The 17,476-nt window shown below is 71.6% G+C and carries 18 protein-coding genes; 5 read left to right on the top strand and 13 right to left on the bottom strand.

All coding sequences use genetic code 11. The features are described from left to right. Window positions 1-46 precede the first annotated feature (46 nt). The 3 genes from der to IEY36_RS19815 are packed head-to-tail and all read right to left on the bottom strand — an operon-like array spanning window position 47 to window position 3,405. Window positions 47-1,402 (bottom strand): ribosome biogenesis GTPase Der, encoded by a 1,356-nt coding sequence (gene der, locus IEY36_RS19825; protein ID WP_188969988.1) that lies wholly within the window; start codon window positions 1,400-1,402, stop codon window positions 47-49. 12 nt (window positions 1,403-1,414) lie between these two features. Then, window positions 1,415-2,743, bottom strand: a complete 1,329-nt coding sequence (locus IEY36_RS19820; RefSeq protein ID WP_188969986.1) for an outer membrane protein assembly factor BamB family protein — start codon at window positions 2,741-2,743, stop codon at window positions 1,415-1,417. 11 nt (window positions 2,744-2,754) lie between these two features. Continuing rightward, complete coding sequence (locus IEY36_RS19815) at window positions 2,755-3,405, bottom strand: tetratricopeptide repeat protein (RefSeq protein WP_188969984.1); 651 nt, start codon at window positions 3,403-3,405, stop codon at window positions 2,755-2,757. Window positions 3,406-3,537: 132 nt separating this feature from the next. Between IEY36_RS19815 and IEY36_RS19810 the strand changes: the two genes are divergently transcribed. Continuing rightward, the gene (locus IEY36_RS19810) at window positions 3,538-4,077 is read left to right on the top strand and encodes a hypothetical protein (protein ID WP_188969982.1); all 540 of its coding nucleotides are present in this window, start codon (window positions 3,538-3,540) and stop codon (window positions 4,075-4,077) included. On the opposite strand, the gene IEY36_RS19805 is transcribed toward IEY36_RS19810, so the two are convergent. The 8 genes from IEY36_RS19805 to IEY36_RS19770 form a co-directional block, all read right to left on the bottom strand. Then, window positions 4,048-4,770: an SDR family NAD(P)-dependent oxidoreductase gene (locus IEY36_RS19805; RefSeq protein ID WP_188969980.1), complete on the bottom strand. Its 723-nt coding sequence runs from the start codon at window positions 4,768-4,770 to the stop codon at window positions 4,048-4,050. The genes IEY36_RS19810 and IEY36_RS19805 overlap by 30 nt on opposite strands. Window positions 4,771-4,872: 102 nt before the next feature. Further along, entirely contained in the window at window positions 4,873-6,333 is a 1,461-nt protein-coding gene (gene purF / locus IEY36_RS19800) for an amidophosphoribosyltransferase (RefSeq protein WP_188969978.1), read from the bottom strand. Window positions 6,334-6,341: 8 nt separating this feature from the next. Beyond that, entirely contained in the window at window positions 6,342-6,902 is a 561-nt protein-coding gene (locus IEY36_RS19795) for a CvpA family protein (RefSeq protein WP_188969976.1), read from the bottom strand. Window positions 6,903-6,935: 33 nt separating this feature from the next. After that, on the bottom strand, window positions 6,936-8,345 hold the full coding sequence (gene radA, locus IEY36_RS19790) for a DNA repair protein RadA (protein ID WP_188969974.1): 1,410 nt from the start codon (window positions 8,343-8,345) through the stop codon (window positions 6,936-6,938). 2 nt (window positions 8,346-8,347) lie between these two features. Beyond that, on the bottom strand, window positions 8,348-10,105 hold the full coding sequence (gene asnB, locus IEY36_RS19785; protein WP_188969971.1) for an asparagine synthase (glutamine-hydrolyzing): 1,758 nt from the start codon (window positions 10,103-10,105) through the stop codon (window positions 8,348-8,350). A gap of 4 nt (window positions 10,106-10,109) precedes the next feature. Beyond that, the gene (locus tag IEY36_RS19780) at window positions 10,110-11,132 is read right to left on the bottom strand and encodes a glycosyltransferase (RefSeq protein WP_188969969.1); all 1,023 of its coding nucleotides are present in this window, start codon (window positions 11,130-11,132) and stop codon (window positions 10,110-10,112) included. Beyond that, window positions 11,129-11,899: a glycosyltransferase family 2 protein gene (locus IEY36_RS19775; RefSeq protein WP_188969967.1), complete on the bottom strand. Its 771-nt coding sequence runs from the start codon at window positions 11,897-11,899 to the stop codon at window positions 11,129-11,131. Before IEY36_RS19775 ends, IEY36_RS19780 begins: the two co-directional genes overlap by 4 nt. Continuing rightward, complete coding sequence (locus tag IEY36_RS19770) at window positions 11,896-12,822, bottom strand: glycosyltransferase family 9 protein (protein ID WP_188969965.1); 927 nt, start codon at window positions 12,820-12,822, stop codon at window positions 11,896-11,898. The genes IEY36_RS19775 and IEY36_RS19770 overlap by 4 nt, the downstream gene beginning before the upstream one ends. Window positions 12,823-12,895: 73 nt before the next feature. Here IEY36_RS19770 and ygfZ point away from each other — a divergent pair, with 73 nt between their 5' ends. Continuing rightward, on the top strand, window positions 12,896-13,720 hold the full coding sequence (ygfZ, locus tag IEY36_RS19765) for a CAF17-like 4Fe-4S cluster assembly/insertion protein YgfZ (RefSeq protein ID WP_188969963.1): 825 nt from the start codon (window positions 12,896-12,898) through the stop codon (window positions 13,718-13,720). 4 nt (window positions 13,721-13,724) lie between these two features. Continuing rightward, window positions 13,725-14,186 carry a methyltransferase family protein gene (locus IEY36_RS19760; RefSeq protein ID WP_188969961.1) on the top strand — a complete coding sequence of 154 codons (462 nt, stop codon included), beginning with the start codon at window positions 13,725-13,727 and terminating at the stop codon, window positions 14,184-14,186. Window positions 14,187-14,189: 3 nt separating this feature from the next. On the opposite strand, the gene IEY36_RS19755 is transcribed toward IEY36_RS19760, so the two are convergent. After that, window positions 14,190-14,636: a GNAT family N-acetyltransferase gene (locus IEY36_RS19755; protein ID WP_229681439.1), complete on the bottom strand. Its 447-nt coding sequence runs from the start codon at window positions 14,634-14,636 to the stop codon at window positions 14,190-14,192. Window positions 14,637-14,691: 55 nt separating this feature from the next. Between IEY36_RS19755 and IEY36_RS19750 the strand changes: the two genes are divergently transcribed. Further along, complete coding sequence (locus tag IEY36_RS19750; RefSeq protein ID WP_188969959.1) at window positions 14,692-15,462, top strand: polysaccharide deacetylase family protein; 771 nt, start codon at window positions 14,692-14,694, stop codon at window positions 15,460-15,462. 59 nt (window positions 15,463-15,521) lie between these two features. Continuing rightward, window positions 15,522-16,388 carry a hypothetical protein gene (locus IEY36_RS19745; protein ID WP_188969951.1) on the top strand — a complete coding sequence of 289 codons (867 nt, stop codon included), beginning with the start codon at window positions 15,522-15,524 and terminating at the stop codon, window positions 16,386-16,388. A gap of 272 nt (window positions 16,389-16,660) precedes the next feature. Here the strand turns inward: IEY36_RS19745 and IEY36_RS19740 are convergent, their stop codons facing one another. Further along, on the bottom strand, window positions 16,661-17,164 hold the full coding sequence (locus IEY36_RS19740; RefSeq protein ID WP_188969949.1) for a surface-adhesin E family protein: 504 nt from the start codon (window positions 17,162-17,164) through the stop codon (window positions 16,661-16,663). Between the last annotated feature and the right edge of the window lie 312 nt (window positions 17,165-17,476).

Raw genomic sequence — 17,476 nt, 5'->3', positions numbered from 1 at the left:
CCCTTCATGGTCGCGCGGCCCGTTGACGGGCTCTCCAGACAGCCGCTCAGTCCTTCTCGTGATACGGATTGCTCGTGCCGCGCAACTGGAGGCGCACCGGCACGCCCGGCATGGTGAAGGCCTCGCGGAAGCTGTTCACCAGGTAGCGGCGGTATTCTTCCGGGATTTCCTCCGCCCGTGTGCCGAACACCGTGATGGTGGGCGGTCGCGCCTTGGTCATGGTGGCATAGCGCAGCTTCACGCGGCGCCCGCTGACCGCTGGCGGCGGGTGCCGCGCCAGCGCGTTCTCGAACCAGCGATTCAACTCGCCGGTCGGGATGCGCCGATTCCACAGCGCATAGGCCGCACGCACCGCCGGCATCAACTTGTCGAGCCCGCGCCCGGTCTGCGCCGACAGCGGCACCACCGCGATGCCCTTCAGCTGCGCTAGAGAGGCGGTCAGCACGTCATCGAGCTTCTGGCGCGTCGCCGTCCGCTCCTCGACAGCATCCCATTTGTTGAAGGCGATCACCACGGCGCGGCCCTCGCGCTCGGCCAGCCGGGCGATGCGCAGGTCCTGCTCATCCATGCCCAGCAGGGCATCGACCACCAGCAGCACCAGCTCGGCTTCCTTCAGCGCCCCCAAGGTCGAGGCGACCGACATCTGCTCCAGCTTTTCCTCGATGCGCGCCTTCTTGCGCATCCCTGCCGTATCGACGAGCCGCACCAGCCCACCGGTCGGATCGCGCCACTGCACCGCGACGGAATCGCGCGTCAGCCCCGGCTCGGGGCCGGTGATCATCCGCTCCTGGCCGATCAGCGCATTCAGCAGCGTGGACTTGCCGGCATTCGGGCGGCCAACGATGGCGAGGCGCAGCGGGCGCTCGGGGTCGTCGCCAGTGTCCTCATCCTCATCCTCGTCGGGTGCCTCGCCCAACGCCTCGGCCACCGCCTCATGCAGCGCGCCGAGGCCCTCATTGTGCTCGGCGCTGACCGCGATCGGCGTGCCGAGGCCGAGTTCGAAGGCCTCCATCGCCGCCGCCATGCCGCCGCGCCCCTCGGCCTTGTTGGCGATCAGCAGCACCGGCAGCGAGGCGCGGCGCAGCCAGGCGGCGAAGGCGCGGTCGGCCGGCATCAGCCCCGCGCGCGCGTCGATCACGAACAGCACCAGGTCGGCCGCCCGCAGCGCCGCCTCGGAGCTGTTGCGCATCCGCCCCGCCACCGTATCGGGCGGCGCCTCCTCCAGCCCCGCGGTGTCGACCAGCGTCACGTCGCGCCCGGCAATCCGCGCCGGCGCTTCCTTGCGATCGCGGGTGACGCCGGGCGTGTCGTCGACGATGGCGATCTTCCGCTGCGCCAGACGATTGAACAGCGTGGATTTGCCGACATTGGGCCGGCCGAGGATGACGACGGTAGGGTGCATGCGCTCTTTTGCTCAGCCGCCGCCCGACAAGGCAAGCAGCGTCGCGTCATCGGTGCTCGCCAGCAGCAGCCCACCGGCGACCACCGGCTGCAGCGTGAGCCCCGACGGCAGCGGCAGACGGGCCGAAACCTCGCCATTCGTCGGGTCGAGCGAGACCAGTTCCGAGGCCGAGGTGCCGACCAGCAGCCGCCCGCCCGCCAAGATGGGGCTCGACAACTCGATCCGCGGCGGCGGCTTGCCGTCCTCGGGTGCCGCGCGCAGCGAGGTCGCCCAGCGCACCTGGCCGCTCTCGCGCTCCAAGGCGGCGACCTGGCCGGCGTCATTGGCCAGGAAGACCCAGTCGCCGGCCATCCAGGCGCCCACCGGGCCGCCCGATTCCTGCTCCCACAGCCGCCGGCCCGACCGCAGGTCAACGCAAATGGTCAGGCCGCCCATGCCGACCGCGACGACGCGGCCATTGGCGACCGCCGGGCGCGCCCGCACGCTCGCGATATCCGACAGCGCGCCGCCGCCCGCGGCCGCGAGGCTCTCGGTCCACAGCACGCGCCCGTCATTGGCGCGTAGCGCGATCAATTCGCCGGAGGGGAAGCCGGCCACGACCACCTCGCCATCGACCGCCGGCGTGCCGAGGCCGAGCGGCAGGGTCGGATTCGGCGCTGCCCGATGCGTCCATTTCCGCGCCCCGTCCTCGGCGGACAACGCGACCAGCGTGCTCGAAACGGTCGGCACGAACACCGTTCCGCCAGCGACCGCGGGGGCACCGCGGGCCGGGGCGGGCAGGTCGACACGCCAGCGTACCGAACCATCGGCCACGTTGAAGGCGAGCAATTCCGAAAGGCCGGTGGCGACGAACAGGGTCTCGCCGCTCACCGCCAAGCCGCTGCCCATCGTGCCGTCATCGTCATTGGTGCGGTCGGTGTCGCGCCGCCAGCGGCGATTGCCGGTGGCGACATCGAAGGCCGAGACCGCCCCCAACGCATCGGAGACATAGACGGTCCCGCCGGCCACCACCGGCCCGGCCAGCAGCCGGCGGCGATAGGCGTTGCCGCTGCCGAACCCGGCGCTCCAGGTCCGGGCCAGGCCCGGCCCGAAGGCGATATGCCCGCCCGAATGGGGCGCATCGCCGCCGGCCACCGGCCAGTCGGCCCGAGGCACGGAAGGCGGCAGGGCGACGGCCGCGCCCTGCGCCGCCGTATCGGCCCGCAGGCTCCGTTCGGGAATGTCGAGGATCGAGCGGCGCTCGCCCGGAAAGCGCTCCCGGCGTTCGCCGAACCAGTCGCTGAGGGTGTCGCAGCCGCCGAGCAAGGCGGCCGCGCCGAACAGCGCGCCCCGGCGCGTCATCGCCCCGCCGGTCACGAGGCGAGCCCCGAGGCGACGCGCCCGGCACGGTCGCGGATCGCCTGCGGCGCGGTCACATCGCCGGCCAGCGCCTCGAAGGACCGGCGCGCTTCGTCGCGCTGCCCGGCCTTGAGCTGCACCAGCGCCGCCAATTCCCGCGCTGAGGCGCTGAACGGCGCCTCCGGGCTCATCAGCGGGGCGAGGCGGGCGGTCAGCACGGGGGGGGCGGCGGTGTCCATCGAGCGCAATACCCACATCAGTGCGGCGAGATTGCGATAGACCGGATCGGCCGCCGTATCGTTCGCCACGCGGTCATACAGCGCCAGCGCCGCGTCGCGGTCGCCCACCTCGGCCTTCAGCGCAGCGGCGCGCAGCAGGCCGATGACGCGATAGCCCTCCGGCGCCTCCGCGGTCAGCGCCTCGAAGCGCGTCGCCATGACGGCCAGGTCGGCACCTTCCGCCTCGGCGGCGCGATGGGCGGCCATGAAGGCGGTGGCGGCGGCCGTCTGCTGGCGGGTCTGGTACCAATGCCACCCTTGCCAGCCGCCAACGCCGGCAAGAACAAGCAGGAGGGCGGCGAAGATCGGCGTGCTGAAGCGCAACCAGAATTTCCGGGCGCGTTCGGCGCGGAGATCTTCCTCCACCTCGTCGAAAATGTCGGGCAAAGTCAGGCACCCCTGGGCTGCCGGCCGGCGCGGCCGTCCTGGAAAAGGGGCCGGACCATAGCCTCCCGTTGGCAAGGCGTTAAGCCCGTTCGGGGTTACCTGCCCCTCATGCGCCGGATCCTGCTGCCCCTCATGCTGCTTTTGGCCGGATGCGCGGCCGTCGGCGCCCCCGGCGCGCCGCTCATCGCCATCCCCGCGGTGGTCGAGGCCGTCTCCCTGCGCGCCTTCGGCCGCACCACAGGCGATTCGATCGTCTCGCTGGTCACCGGCGAGGATTGTTCGATCGCCCGCATCGGCCGGGGCGAGGCCTATTGCGGCCAGGACCCGGCCCCCACGCCCCCGCCCATGTGCACCCGTAGCCTCGGCGCGGTAGATTGCTGGACCGTGCCGCCCGCCGCCTGGCCGCCCTATCGCGGCGTCGCCAACGGCCCCTCCACCCTCACCGAGGCCCAGGACAACAACCGCATCGGCTGGCCGCGCCGCATCGCCCGCGCGCTGGAGCCGGCGCCCACCCCGCCGCCCGACCCCCCCCAGGGCACTGTCGAGGTGCTGGTGCCGGCGCCGCCCTACCCACCGCCGCCCCAATTCGGGGCGGCGGCGGCCGAGGCGGCGGCGCGCGCGCTCATCCCCACCCCAGGGGCCTCAGTGGGTATTGGCCTGAGCCAGAACTAGCGCCCCATGCCGCGTTTCGCCCGCCTCGCACAGCGCGGCGATGGCCGGCGCGACATCGGCCGGGCGCGCCATCCGCTCCGGCTCCTGCCCCGGAAAGGCATGGCCGCGCAGCCGCGTCGCCACCGCCCCCGGATCGGCCAGGTTCACGCGCAGCGCGGACGCCTCGGTCTCGGCTGCCCAGCAGCGGACCAGATACTCCATCCCCGCCTTGGCCGCGCCATACAGGCCCCAATAGGCGCCCGGCGCCGTCGCCACCGCATCGGTCAGCACCACCGCCCGGCCGGCCGGCGCGGCGCGCAACGGCGGGTCGCAGGTGCGGATCAGCCGCCAGGTCGCCGCCATGTTCACCGCGATCGATTCATCCATATCGCGGGGCTCGATATGTGCGACCGGCGTCAGCTTCGGCAGCGCTCCCGCCGCATGCACCAGAATGTCCAGCCGCCCGAACCGCGCCACGACCGACGGGCCGAGCATGTCGATGTCCGCCGCCCGCTTCTGCAAATCGAGCGGGAACAACGTCGCCGCAGGGCCCCCGGCGGCACGGATGGCATCATCCGTCTCCTCCAGCCCCCCCTGCGTGCGCGCGACAAGCACGCATTGCACGCCGCGCCGGCCGAGTTCGATGGCGACGGCGGCGCCGATGCCACGGGAGGCGCCGGTGATCAGCGCGACGCGGGCAGGGGTGTCGGTCATGGAAGCCTCAAGGAAATGCGGGCGGAGGCGGGCTCCGCCCGCGAATGATCGTCTGCGCAGCAAAAGTAGGCGCGCACGGAAAGGGGCAAAGCCCCTTTCTGGCTACTGCCCGGCGGGCTGCAACAGCGACAGCTGCTTGTCTGAATTGCTCTGCCAATCCGTCAGCGGGATCGCGTAATCCCCGGTGAAGCAGGCGTCGCAGAAATCCGGCTTCGATGCGTCCCGCCCTGGCTTGCCCAGCGCGCGATACAGCCCGTCGAGTGAGATGAACGCCAGGCTGTCGACACCGATAATGCGGGCCATTTCCGCCATGTCGTGCTTGGCCGCCATCAGTTCCGAGCGTTCCGGCGTATCGATGCCATAGTAGCAGGAATGCGTCGTCGGCGGGGAGGAGACGCGCATATGCACCTCCTTCGCCCCGGCCGCGCGCACCATTTCGACGATCTTGCGCGAGGTGGTGCCGCGCACGATCGAGTCATCCACCAGGATGACGCGCTTGCCTTCCAGCATCGGCTTGTTCGCCGAATGCTTCAGCTTCACGCCGAGGTTGCGGATCTGGTCGGTCGGCTCAATGAAGGTGCGTCCGACATAGTGGTTGCGGATGATGCCGAGTTCGAAGGGGATGCCGGCCTCGGCCGCGTAGCCCATCGCCGAAGGCACGCCGGAATCGGGCACCGGCACCACCACATCGGCCTCGACGCCGGATTCGCGGGCGAGCTCGGCGCCGATCCGCTTGCGCGTCTCATAGACGGGCGTGCCCTCCATCACGGAATCGGGCCGCGCGAAATAGATGTATTCGAAGATGCAGAAGCGGCTCTCGTGGCGCCCGAAGGGCTTCACGGAACGCACGCCCTCATCGTTGATGATGACGATCTCGCCCGCCTCGATGTCGCGCACGAATTCCGCCGACACGATGTCGAGCGCGCAGGTCTCCGACGCCAGCACATACCCGCCATTGGCCAACCGACCGAGCACCAGCGGCCGCACGCCGAGCGGGTCCCGCGCCCCGATCAGCGCGCCGTTATGCAGCGCGACCAGTGAATAGGCACCCTGCACCTGCTTCAGCGCGTCGATCAGCCGGTCGAGCACGGTGGAATACAGGCTGATGGCGATGAGGTGGATGAACACCTCGGAATCGGTGGTCGATTGGAACAGGCAGCCGCGCCGCACCAGCGCGCGTTTCAGCGCGGCGGCATTGGTCAGGTTGCCGTTGTGCCCTACCGCGAAGCCGCCGAACTCGAAATCGGCATACAAGGGCTGCACGTTGCGCAGCGCCGTCTCGCCCGTGGTCGCATAACGGTTGTGGCCAACGGCGGCCCCGCCGCGCAGCGAGGCGATCACCTTTGCCTCGCCGAAATTGTCGCCCACCAGGCCGAGGCCCTTATGCGCGTGGAACAGCCCCTTCTCGTCGAGCGTGACGATGCCGGCGGCTTCCTGCCCGCGATGCTGCAAGGCATGCAGCCCGAGCGCGGTGAGCGCGGCGGCATCGCCCCCGTTCCACACGCCGAAGACACCGCACTCCTCATGCGGCTTGTCGTCGTCCTGGTCGATGGTGGGGCGCATGGTGGTCCTCAGTTTCGGCTGCGCGCGGGGGGACGCAGCAGGTCATCAACGGTCGGGCCGCCCGGCCCGGGGGCTTCCACCAGGCGCGGCCGGTAGGCTTCGGGCACCTTCTCGACCAGCCGGCGCGCGGCGTCGGCGACGATGGGCAACCCGCGGGAATCCTTCACGGCGGTGGGCCAGGTGCTCGTCTCCGGGGCGAACATCCCGGCCAGGATATAGGCAAGCACCAGCACGAAAGCACCCCGCACCGCACCAAAGACCAGGCCGAGCACGCGATCGATGCCGCCGAGCATGGAATCCTGCACGCGATCGGCGATCATGTTGGTGATGATCTTCAGGATCACCAGCACCACCAGGAACACCGCGCCGGTGCCGACCGCATCGGCCAGGACCGGCGGTTCGATCCAGGCCGAGACATGCGGCCGCAGCGGCTCGCGCGCCAGGAAAGCCACGCCCGCCGCGCCGATCCAGGCGCCGAGGCTCAGCACTTCCCGCACCAGCCCGCGGAAATAGGCGACGGCGGCCGAGATCACGACGACCCCGATGAAAGCGGCATCAACCCAGTTCATGGCGCCCCCCTATAGCGGCGCGTCATGGCCGCGTCACCCGCCGGCCTTGCGCGGCTTGACGGTCTGCTCTGCGAAAACCGCAACGAGGTCCGCGAGATGCCCAATCTCGGCCAGCGCCATGCCCTCCGGCGGTGCCTGCGCCTTGCCGCCACGGGCGACGCGACGGGGCAGGGTGGCCCGGCCGAAGCCCAGCTTGGCCGCCTCGCGCAGCCGCGCCTCGGCCTGCGAGACCTGGCGTACCTCGCCCGACAGCCCGACCTCGCCGAAATAGACGCGGTCGGGGTCGGTCGGCCGGTCGGTCGCGGCCGAGACCAGCGCGGCGGCCACGGCGAGGTCGGCGGCGGGCTCGGCGATGCGCAACCCGCCGGCGATGTTCAGGTAGACGTCGTTCTGCCCGAGCGACATGCCGCAGCGCGACTCCAGCACCGCCATCAGCATCGACAGCCGCCCTGAATCCCAGCCCACCACCTGCCGTCGCGGCGACCCGCCCGCATTGCTGGGCGAGAGCAGCGCCTGGATCTCCACCAGCACCGGCCGCGTGCCCTCGATGCCCGCGAACACCGCCGACCCCGCCACATTGCCGCGTCGTTCGGCGAGGAACAGCGCGGAAGGATTGGCGACCTCCATCAACCCGGTGCCGGTCATCTCGAAGACGCCGATCTCGTCAGTGGCGCCGAAGCGGTTCTTCACCGCGCGCAGGATGCGGAACTGGTGGCCGCGATCGCCTTCGAAATACAGCGTCGCGTCGACCATGTGCTCCAGCACGCGCGGCCCGGCCAGCGTCCCTTCCTTCGTCACATGCCCGACCAGCACGATGGCGAAGCCGCGCGCCTTGGCCAGGCGGATCAGCTCGGCGGCGCAGGCGCGCACCTGCGCCACGGTGCCCGGTGCGGAATCGAGCGCATCGAGCCACACCGTCTGGATCGAATCGATCACCACCAGCGCGGCATCGGTCTCCTGTTCGAGACTAGCGACGATGTCGCGCAGCGCGGTCGCGGCGGCCAGTCCCATCGGGCTTTCCGTCAGGCCGAGCCGGGCGGCGCGCAGCCGCACCTGCTCGACCGCTTCCTCGCCCGATACATACAACACGCGCCGCCCGGCGGCGGCCACGCGGGCGGCCGCCTGCAACAGGATGGTGGACTTGCCGATGCCCGGATCGCCGCCGACAAGGATCGCCGACGCCGCGACCAGCCCGCCACCCAACACGCGGTCAAGTTCGGCGATGCCGGTCGGGATGCGCGGCGGCGGCGCGGAATGCCCCTTGAGCCCAACGAATTCCACGCGCCGCCCGCCGCCCGCCTTGGCCGCCGGGCCGGGGCCGCGCGGCGTGGGCGCTTCCTCAACGAGGGTGTTCCATTCGCCGCAGGCATCGCAGCGGCCCTGCCATTTCGGATAGGCGGCGCCGCAGGCCTGGCAGACGAAGCTGGTCTTGTCCTTGGCCATGCTCAGCGTTCTGCCAGAAAGGCGAGCACGTCACCCTGCGCGGTCACACCCTCGACATGCCGTTTGTGCCACAGCGCATGGAACAGCAGGTGCCAGGCGGCGAAGCCCTCGCGCTTACCGGCGGCCGCGCGGAACAGCGGCAGGATGCGGTCGGGCTCGGCGATCGCCGCCACCCCTGGCTGCGCTGCGACCAGCGGGGCGAGCTTGTCGGCGGCCTCCGCGATCCAGGCGCCGACCGGCACGGTGAAGCCCTGCTTCTTGCGGAACGGCTCGCTGGCCGGGAAATGCTGCTTGAGCCATTGCCGCAGCACCCATTTGCCCTGTCCGTCGCGCACCTTCATCGCATCCGGCAGGCGGAAGGCCGCGGCCGCGACGCCGCTGTCGAGGAACGGCGTGCGTCCTTCCACCGCATGGGCCATCAGGCAGCGGTCGAGCTTGGTCAGCAGGTCGTTGGGCAGCCAATCCGCGACATCGAGGGCCTGCGCGGCCTGAAGCCGCGTCCGGCCCGGGCTTGCGGCCGCCGCCGCGGCGGCCTCGATGCCGTCGCGCCAGAAGCGCGGCGGTGCGCGCAGCACGTCGAGCCGGTCGAAGGCGCCATGTGCGCGCATCGCCTTGCCGCCCATCCACCACGGCCGCATTGCCGAGCGATACCGGCCATAGCCGCCGAAGATCTCGTCGCCGCCCTCTCCGGAGAGCACGACCTTCACCTCCTGCACCGCGCGCCGCGCCAGAAACCAGGTCGGGATGATGGCGTAATCCGCCACCGGGTCGTCCATGCAGGCGACGATCTCGGGCAGGTGGCGGAACACCTCCTGCCGGGAGACGTTCAGCGTCACATGCCGCGCCCCGGCGGCCTGGGCGGCATGCGCGGCGGCCTCGCGCTCATCGGCCGCGCCGGCAACGTCGAAGCCGGCGGTGAAGGCGAGCACCGGGCGGTCGTTCAACCGCGCCATCATTGCCAGCACGGCCGCCGAATCCGTCCCGCCCGAGAGGAACATCCCATAGGGCACGTCAGACCGCTGATGCAGGTCGACGGATTGCTCGAAGGCCGCGTCGAGCCGCGCGATCGCCGCTTCCTCGGTGATGACCTCCGGCCCGCCGTCCGGCAGCGCGACGCGGCGGCGGCGCTCGACGATCCGGCCGTCGGCGATCACCACTGTCTCGCCCGGCAGCAGCCGCGTGATTCCCTGAAAGATCGTCTCCGCGCCCGTGGTGAATTGCAGCTGCAGCAGCTCATGCAGCGCCGGCTCGCGCAGTGACGGCGCCACCAGCCCAGCGGCAATCAGCGCCTGCGGTTCGGAGGCGAAGGCGATGCCCTGCTGCGTCTCGGCCATGTACAGCGGCTTGATGCCGAAGGGGTCGCGCGCCAACACGACATGCCGCGCGGCACGGTCATGGATGGCAATGGCATACATGCCGCGCAGCGTCTCGGCGAAGCCGGCACCGTCGCGGCGGTACAGATGCAGTGGCGGTTCGCAATCCGACCCGGTCGCGCAGGCGAGCTGATTCTCCATGCGCAATTCGCGGTAATTATAGACCTCGCCATTGCCGACCAGGCTGGCTGGCCCGGCATGCAGCGGCTGGTCGCCGGTCACCAGGTCGATGATGGCGAGGCGCGTATGCGACAGCGCGACATGCCCCTGCACATGATGCCCCGCCCCATCCGGGCCGCGATGCGCCAGCGCGTTGGTCATTGCCTCCAGCACGGTGGCCGAGGGTGTCTGTCCGGATTTCAGCGCGAGGCCGGCGATGCCACACATGGTTTCAGGCTGCCTTTCGCCGGGGGGCGACGTCCACCAGGAAGCCGCGCCAGCGCGCCACCACGGCGGTTTCGGTGAAGTCGCGCTCATAGGCGGCGCGGCCCTGCTGGGCGAGGCGCGCGGCGCGCTGCGGGTCGTCGGTCAGGCTGCCGATGCCGGCGGCCAGCGCCTCGGCATCCTCGACCGGCACCAGCAGGCCGGTTTCCCCATCGGTGATGAGTTCGCTCGGCCCCTGGGCCGCGGCGGCGACAACCGGCCGACCGGCCGACCAAGCCTCGAGCACGATGTTGCCCAGCGGCTCATGGCGCGATGAACAGACGAAGATGTCGCACGCCGCCAGCAGCGCGCCGATATCCGACCGCCAGCCGAGGAACCCGACACGATCGGCCACGCCAAGGTCGCGTGCCAGCGTCTCCAGCGCGCCGCGTTCCGGCCCTTCGCCGGCGATCGACAGATGCGCGCCCGGCAGCAGCGCCAGCGCTCGCAGCGCGATGTCGAAGCCCTTGTTGCGATGCAGCCGCCCCATGGCGAGCAACCGCGTCGCGCCGGGCAGTTCGGCCGGCGCCGCCCCGGCGAGGTCGGCCGCGAAATTCGGCAGGTAATGCACGCGGTTGGCCGGCCAGCCCTGGGCGATGACCCAACCGACGATGTCGCGGGTATTGCCTACCAGATGATCGCAGCGCCGGTAGTACTTCAGGTCGTAATAGCCGCCGAGCCGCCCCACCAGCGTCCAGTCTCCCTTCGGCGCGAAGCGCGCCGCGCGATTCATCCAGGCCACCGTGACGGCCGGCGCGAAGCGTGTCAGCGCGCGGTGCAGCCGCACGCCGGTCACCACGTCGAACAGCCCGCCGAAGCCGAGTTCGACCGGCGCCAGCCCGCCCGCGCGCAGCCGCGCGGCGCGTGCCGCATCGCTGCGGATGATGGGCAGCACCTCGGTTCCCGCCGCATGCAAGGCGATGCACAGCCGCTCGTAGAACGCCTCCGCCCCACCATGCGGCGCGCCGGCGATCACCTGCGCGACCCTCACCGGTAGCGATCCGGTTCGAGTGCCGCCTTCAGATAGGACAGCAGCGGAAACGCCCCGGTGCACAGCGCGAGCAACACGCCCCAGCCGCCTTCCCGATAGCCCTTGCGCGAAACATAGGATTTGAACCCGCGCGAGAAAAATCGCCGCACATTGGCGCGCAGCGTGCCGATATTGCCGCTGGCAAGCAGGTCCGCCGCCTTGGCCGAGGAATATTTGTCGAGCCGGCGCAGCATGTCCGAGATGTCGCGATCGACCAGATGCACCAGCGCGCCCTCGGTGATTTTCGGCCCTTCCTGCCCGGTCCAGTCGAGCCCCGGATGCACCCTCTGCGCCCGCCAATGCTTGGCCCCGCGCCGCGACAGGCGCGGGACGGAGGTGGTCCCGAAGGACCCCGCCCAGCCGAACCGGATCAATCGGTCGCCCACGTAGTTGTCGACCGGCACCTGATGCCAGGCATGGGTGCTGATCGCGATGGTGGTGCGGATCGCTGCCGCCAGCGCAGGGTTCACGCGCTCATCCGCATCGACTTCCAGGATCCAGTCGCCGGTACAGGCAGTGAGGCCGGCGTTGCGGCGTTCGCCCTCCAATTCCCATGACCCTTCGACGATCGTCGCCCCGGCGACGGCGGCGATGGCGGCACTTTCATCGGTGCTACGGTCCAGCACCACCACGACTTCATCGGCGAAGGCGACTGAGGCAAGGCAATCGGGCAGCCGTGTTTCCTCATTGCGCGCAACGATCAGGGCGGAGAGACGCGGCGCGCTCATGCCGCCTGCTCCCGGTCCGCCCGCGCCAGCAGCGCCGCGGCCTGTTCCGCCACCCGTGTCGCCGGCAGCGCGCCCATCGGCGCCGCACCCGGCGGCCCCTTGGCCAGCACGGCGAGCGCGCAGGCGCCCACCGGGGCGTATTCCGCGGCCGGCGTTGGCCCGAACAGCCCGACCGTTGGCGTCCCCGTCGCGGCCGAGAGATGCATCAGCCCCGAATCATTGCCTACGAACAGCGCGCAGCGTGCCAGCACGGCCGCGGCCTCCGGCAGGTCGAGCGCGCCCACCAGGTCGATCGCCCCCGGCAGGCCGGACAGCACCACGGCGGCCATCTCGCGCTCCTGTGTGCCGGGCCCGCCCAGCACCGCGATGCGCGCGCCTTCCAGCGCCCCGCCCGGCCCGGTCAGCAGCCTTGCGAGTGTCAGAAAGCGATCCGCCGGCCAGACCTTGCGCACCCAATTCGCCGTCGGACCCAAGGCCAGCACCGGCCCGCCGGCCGGCAACAGTGCCTCGGCCCGCGCTGCTTCCGCCGGCCCGAACCACGCGACCGGGCGCGGTGCCGGGCTCAGCCCGAGCGTGGCCGCGATATGCAGCAGCCGATGCCCGGCCCGCCGGCCACCGCGCATCACCGCGCGACGCTTCGCCAGCAGCAGCCAGGCGATCGCCGAGCCGCGCAGATCCACCACCAGGTCCCAGCGCGTGAAGGCCACGCTCGCCCACAGGCCGAGCCAATGCAGGCCGAAGCGCTTCTTCTCGATCGGGATCAGGCGGTCGAGCTGCGGCATGCGCGAGAACACGCCCTCGGCGACGCGGCCGACCGCGATGGTGAAGCGCGCATCGGGATGCGCCCGCATCAGATGGTCGATGACCCCGGTGGACAGCACGGCATCGCCGATCCGGGTCGAAGTGATGAACAGTATGCGCACGAGCGGCGCTTACCATGCCTGCGCGGCGGGGGGGAGGTTGCAGCGCGGCCCGATCCGCCTCACCTGTTGATCCATGTCAATCGCCCTGCTTCCCGACCGAGGCGTGTTGGAGCTGGCCGGCCCCGACCGGATCGCCTTCCTTCAGGGCCTCGTCTCCAACGACGTGGCCGCCATCCCGCCGGGGCACGCCGCCTGGGCCGCGCTGCTGACGCCGCAAGGCAAGTGGCTGGCGGACTTCTTCGTCATCCCGGCGGGCGAGGTCCTGCTGCTGGATGCCGAGCGCGCCCAGGTTCCGGCCATGGTGCAGCGGCTGTCGCGGTTTCGGCTGCGCTCCAAGGTGACGCTGCGCGATGCCTCGGATGAATGGTCGGTGCATGCCGCCTGGGGCGCGGCGCCAGCCGAGGCCGCCATCGCGGTGCCTGACCCGCGCTTGGCCGAGGCCGGTTGGCGCGTGCTGAACCAAACCGGGCTGCCCACGGATGCGAGCGCCGAGGATTACGACCGCCACCGTCTCGCGCTCGGCCTGCCGGACGGGTCGCATGACCTGGAGGCGGAGAAATCGATCCTGCTGGAAGGCGGCTTCGACGAGCTGGCCGGCATTTCCTGGACCAAGGGCTGCTACATGGGCCAGGAGCTGACGGCGCGGACGCGCTATCGCGGGCTGCTGAAGCGGCGGCTGGTGCCGGTGGATGTCGAGGGCGAGATGCCCGCCCATGGCGCCGCGCTGACCGATGCCGCGGGTGCGACGGTGGGCGAGATGCGCTCGGGCCGGGACGGGCAGGGGCTGGCATTGCTGCGCCTCGATGCGCTGGACCGCGCGCCCTTCCGCGCTGGCGAGGCGCTGGTCACCCCGCGCATCCCCGGCTGGATGCGCCTGCCCGCGCGCGAGGACGCCTGAGCCGATGACTGCGCCCGACGAAGGCCCCGGCGTGCGCCTGCCGCCGCCGCTGATGGTCGGGCTGTTGCTGGCCGGCGCCTGGGTGCTGCATCGCCTGCTGCCGGTCCCGCTCGGCCCGCCGCTGCCCGAGGCCGGCGCCCTGCTGCTGTTCGTCGCCCTGGCGCTGATCGGCTGGGCGCTGCTGGTCATGGTGCGCGCCGGAAACGACCCGCGCCCCGACAAGCCCGACACGACCATGGTCGAGGCCGGGCCGTACCGTTTCAGCCGCAACCCGATCTATCTCGGCTTCCTGCTCGCGATGCTGGGCTTCGCGCTGCGCTGGGGCGACCTGTGGGGCTGGGTGTCGCTGGTGGCGGGCCATTTCCTGCTCGACCGGCTGGTGGTGGCGAAGGAGGAAGCCTACCTCGCCACCCGCTTCGGCGCGGCCTACGCAGCCTATCGCGGCCGGGTGCGGCGCTGGATCTAGGGCTTACGCGAGCCGCTTGCGCATGAAGACCCGCCGCTGCCCCGCCGGGTAATCCTCCAGCACGCCGAACGGCTCATAGCCGAGCGCCCGGTAGAACCCCTCCGCCTGGAAGGTGTCCAGCCAGGCGGCGTGGCACCCCTGCGCCCGCGCATGCCCCTCCGCGCGCGCCATCAGCCGCCGCCCCGCACCCTGGCCGCGCAGCGCCTCGTCGACCCAGGCGGCCTCGATGAAGAGCCAACCCCAACTCATCACCCCGGCCACCCCGGCGAGCAGTCGCCCCCGCGCATCGCGCAACGCGACGTCGAAGCGCCGCGCCTCGAAGGGCACCGTTCGCCCATGGAAGGCGTGGATATGGCCCGCCATCTCGGCCCGGAAGCCGGGGGCGGGCACCTCGGCCAAGGTCAGGGCGGCGCCGGCGGGCCAGTCATCCGTGTCCATGCGATGGATCATCGACCAACTCCGGGGCCGGTGCTACGCCCGCCGCCCTGCCCATCCGGAGGCACCCATGTGCCAGTGCTGCCCGCCCGCCCTCGGCCGGCGCGGCGTCCTCCTCGCCGCGGCCGTGGCACCCGCCTGCTTCGCGGCCGGCCCGGCACGGGCGGAAGCGCTGCTGATGCCCCGCCTGCGCCTCACCCCCAGCCCCGGCGGGCCGGCTCGCGTCGCTCTCACGCTCGATGCCTGTTCAGGTCGCGCCGACCTGCGCGTGCTGGGCGGGCTGATCCGCCTCGGCCTGCCGGCAACCGTCTTCGTCACCGCGCGTTGGCTGCACGCCAACCCTGACATCGTCACCCTGCTGCGCGAGCGGTCCGACCTGTTTGCCCTGCAGAATCACGGCGCGCGCCATGTCCCGGCGGTGCTCGGCGGCGGGCGGATCTACGGCATCCCGGTTGCCGGCACGATCGAGGCGGTGCAGGCCGAGGTCGCCGGTGGCGCCGACGCCCTTCGCGCCATCGGCGCTCCATCCCCCGCCTGGTTCCGGGGGGCGACGGCGCTCTACAGCCCGGCCGCGCTGGCGGCGATCCGCGCCATGGGTTTTCGCGTCGCCGGCTTCTCCCTCAATGGCGATGACGGTGCGTCGCTGCCCGCCGCGCGGGTCGCCACCCGCATCGCGGCCGCGCGCGATGGCGACGTGGTGATTGCCCACACCAACCACCCCGAACGGCCGAGCGGACCGGGCGTGGTCGATGGCGTGGCGCGGCTCGCCGACCGCGGCGTGCGTCTGGTGTGGCTTGACGACGGACCCTCCGAGGAAGACGAGACGCCGGCGCGGTCCTGAGCGGGGCCAGGCGGGCGCTCACCTCTCATTGACGCTTTCACCGGCAGAATGTGCCGGTCATGCCGAACCGCCCCGTCACCCGCCAGGCCGCAGCACCGACCACGCCGGCCGCCGAGCGCGCGCGGGCACCGAAGCATCGCGACTTCAAGCCGGCGCTCGCGCGCGCAACGCCGGCCGCCACGCCCAGCCCGGCGCGCAGCGTACCGGCCACGGTGCAGCCGGCCGTCGCGCGCGGCCCGGCGCCCACTGCCACGCCGGTCATCGCCCGCGTGGTAGAGCCGAGGCCGGCCTCCGCCCATGCCGGTCCAACCGCATGGTCGTCCCAGGCCAATGCGGATTTCCGGGAGCGCATCGCCCAGGCCGAGCGCAGCGCCGAACACGCGCAGGATGGCTATGGGCTGCGCAACCCATCCTCCGGCGCGCTGGGGCGGTACCAGTTCGTGCCGATGGCGTTGCGCGACATCGGCTGGATGGACGCGGATGGCGGCTGGACCGCCGCCGCTGCGCGCCAGGGCGTCACCGATGAGGAGAGCTTCCTCGCCAACCCCGCCGCGCAAGAGGCGGCGATGACGGCGTTCCTGGCGCGCCAGGAGACGATCCTCGACCGCGGCGGCTCGCTGGCCGCGGTCGGCGAGAACATCACCCTGATGGACGGGTCGAGCCTCACGCTGACCGAGGGTGCCATGGTCGCCGCAGCGCATCGGCGCGGGGCGGGAACCTTGGCGCGGTATCTCGCGCATCGGCAGAACACGCCGCAGGCGCCGCTGACCGGCAGCCAGCGCGCCGCCTTCGAGAGTGTGGAAGCAAGGCTGCGGGGCTTCGCCGACATCGCCTATGTCAGCGAAAGGCCGGCAAGCCGGCTGATGGCGCGCCGGGGCGGTCCGGCGGCGGCCCAGGGCAGACCGCGTCCGGATGGAATCATCTGAACGCGTGAAGATGCCCGCCAAAAAGTACCGGGGGCAGGCGACGTGAACGGATGGGAACGCAGCCTGCCCCAGGGGCCTGATGCCGACGTCCTGCGGACCTCGTTCTCGAGTCACCGGCCGTTGTTTTCTGTGGACTGCCTGTCCGCTCCGTTCGCTGGAAATCCGGCGAATGGAGCGGGCAGGGTACCGGAGCATCTTCCTGCCAGGCGGCACCGGCCGGCAGGCGCCCGAGAGCATCCTCGATCGGCCGCCGCAGCGTGGAGGGACGCGCCCTATAGACCGCAGGCGGCATCCAGGAAGGCGCCATCCAGCGTGCCTGCCGGCGCCGCGCGGAAGCCGCCGCGCGGGCGTTCGGCATGCACCGGTTCCTGCGCGTTCGGCCGGGCAAACCAGGCGCCTTCGACCGGGCGCCACTGACGTTGCGCGCAGCGATATTCGCCAACGAAGCGCACCGATTGCGCCCGCCCACCGGTTTCGGGGATCGGGATCGGTTCACGCAGGTTGAGCAGGATCCAGGCGCGACGGACCGCCCCGGTGGTGATCAGGCCACGTTCCTGCACGAAGCCGTTGGCGACGATGCCATCGGTGCTCAGCGCGGCAATCGGCTGCCAACCGACGGGCGGTGGCGGCGGTGGCGGCGCGGCGACCGGGGGTGGCGGTTCGGCCGCGCATCCGGAGAGGACGATGAGGAGCGCTGCGAACAGTCTCCAATCGCGGCGCGCGGTCGGGGTTGATCCGGCCGCGGCGGCGGCGGGTGGCGCAATCCGATTGGTCATGGCGCGGATGGTGCCGCCCTGCGTCGGCGACGTCCATCCCGCCGGCCCCGATCGGCGCGCCTCGAACAGTCAGGATGGGCTGCCCGTGGTCTCACAGGCGATCTCCGCGGCCAGCGTCGCGGGGTGGACCAGCACTCGAAGCACGCCCTCGAGGGTCGCTGCGCCGTTGGCGCGGGCCGGTTCGTGGTCAGGCCGCGCGTCATGGGATTGGCGGTGATCTCGGATCGCATGGGCGAACCGCGCCGCGAATCGTCCGCGGCCCGCCAAGGTTCAGGCCGCGCGCCGACGGGGACCGCGCGCAGTGCGACGCGT

The organism is Neoroseomonas lacus, assembly GCF_014644535.1.
Classification (GTDB): domain Bacteria; phylum Pseudomonadota; class Alphaproteobacteria; order Acetobacterales; family Acetobacteraceae; genus Neoroseomonas; species Neoroseomonas lacus.
Note: the sequence above shows the minus strand (reverse complement) of the source record. Positions and strands in the feature narration are given on the sequence as shown.

Excerpts from the sequence above, each read along its gene's own strand:
- IEY36_RS19755 (WP_229681439.1), bottom strand. The coding sequence starts at position 14,636 with ATGATCCATCGCATGGACACGGATGACTGGCCCGCCGGCGCCGCCCTG.
- IEY36_RS19745 (WP_188969951.1), top strand. The coding sequence starts at position 15,522 with ATGCCGAACCGCCCCGTCACCCGCCAGGCCGCAGCACCGACCACGCCG.
- purF (WP_188969978.1), bottom strand. The coding sequence starts at position 6,333 with ATGCGCCCCACCATCGACCAGGACGACGACAAGCCGCATGAGGAGTGC.
- IEY36_RS19810 (WP_188969982.1), top strand. The coding sequence starts at position 3,538 with ATGCTGCTTTTGGCCGGATGCGCGGCCGTCGGCGCCCCCGGCGCGCCG.
- IEY36_RS19760 (WP_188969961.1), top strand. The coding sequence starts at position 13,725 with ATGACTGCGCCCGACGAAGGCCCCGGCGTGCGCCTGCCGCCGCCGCTG.
- IEY36_RS19820 (WP_188969986.1), bottom strand. The coding sequence starts at position 2,743 with ATGACGCGCCGGGGCGCGCTGTTCGGCGCGGCCGCCTTGCTCGGCGGC.
- IEY36_RS19805 (WP_188969980.1), bottom strand. The coding sequence starts at position 4,770 with ATGACCGACACCCCTGCCCGCGTCGCGCTGATCACCGGCGCCTCCCGT.
- ygfZ (WP_188969963.1), top strand. The coding sequence starts at position 12,896 with ATGTCAATCGCCCTGCTTCCCGACCGAGGCGTGTTGGAGCTGGCCGGC.
- IEY36_RS19775 (WP_188969967.1), bottom strand. The coding sequence starts at position 11,899 with ATGAGCGCGCCGCGTCTCTCCGCCCTGATCGTTGCGCGCAATGAGGAA.
- radA (WP_188969974.1), bottom strand. The coding sequence starts at position 8,345 with ATGGCCAAGGACAAGACCAGCTTCGTCTGCCAGGCCTGCGGCGCCGCC.
- der (WP_188969988.1), bottom strand. The coding sequence starts at position 1,402 with ATGCACCCTACCGTCGTCATCCTCGGCCGGCCCAATGTCGGCAAATCC.
- IEY36_RS19750 (WP_188969959.1), top strand. The coding sequence starts at position 14,692 with ATGTGCCAGTGCTGCCCGCCCGCCCTCGGCCGGCGCGGCGTCCTCCTC.
- asnB (WP_188969971.1), bottom strand. The coding sequence starts at position 10,105 with ATGTGTGGCATCGCCGGCCTCGCGCTGAAATCCGGACAGACACCCTCG.
- IEY36_RS19740 (WP_188969949.1), bottom strand. The coding sequence starts at position 17,164 with ATGACCAATCGGATTGCGCCACCCGCCGCCGCCGCGGCCGGATCAACC.
- IEY36_RS19795 (WP_188969976.1), bottom strand. The coding sequence starts at position 6,902 with ATGAACTGGGTTGATGCCGCTTTCATCGGGGTCGTCGTGATCTCGGCC.